The organism is Delftia sp. ZNC0008 (assembly GCF_000799035.1).
GTDB classification, from domain to species: domain Bacteria; phylum Pseudomonadota; class Gammaproteobacteria; order Burkholderiales; family Burkholderiaceae_C; genus Comamonas; species Comamonas tsuruhatensis.
The window spans coordinates 1-485 of record NZ_JTKZ01000428.1; the positions used below are offsets into that span (position 1 = coordinate 1).

A 485-nucleotide genomic window follows, 5' to 3' on the forward strand; every position below is an offset into this window, starting at 1 on the left:
ATCCAGAAGAATTGAACAAAACAAGATGACCGACTACAAGACCCTTTTGCAGCAAAAAGCCGAGCTGGATGCACGCATCGCCGAAGTGATGAAAACGGAGAAGGCCGGAGCGGTGGCCGAGGTCCGAACCCTGGTTCAGCAGTACCAGCTCACTGAGCTGGATGTATTTCCTGCCAGTGGTTCCAAGGTGAAGGGCCTGGCGGGAGCGCCCAAGTTCCGAGACCCGGAGACTGGCGCCACTTGGACCGGCCGGGGCAAGCCCCCGAACTGGATCAACGGCAAGGAGCGCGAGCAGTTCCTGATCGAAACAGCCAAAAGTTAGGCGAGGAGCTGCCGATACACCAAGCAAGGAGGTGCGCGCCAAGTCTAGGCGGTGCCTCAAGCCCCTGGGTGCGCCCGTCAGGGGCTTTTTCTTTGGAGCCTGACGCTTCCAAACCGAATCGAGGGCAAAGACCGTGCCCAACCCGGGTCCAAAAAATATAAAT

General features: G+C 58.1%; 1 protein-coding gene. It reads left to right on the plus strand.

Features of this window, described 5'->3' with window-relative positions:
* The first annotated feature begins 25 nt into the window (after window positions 1–25).
* Window positions 26–322, plus strand: coding sequence for an H-NS histone family protein (locus tag L995_RS14105; RefSeq protein ID WP_047472362.1), 297 nt, complete (start codon window positions 26–28; stop codon window positions 320–322).
* Window positions 323–485 lie beyond the last annotated feature (163 nt).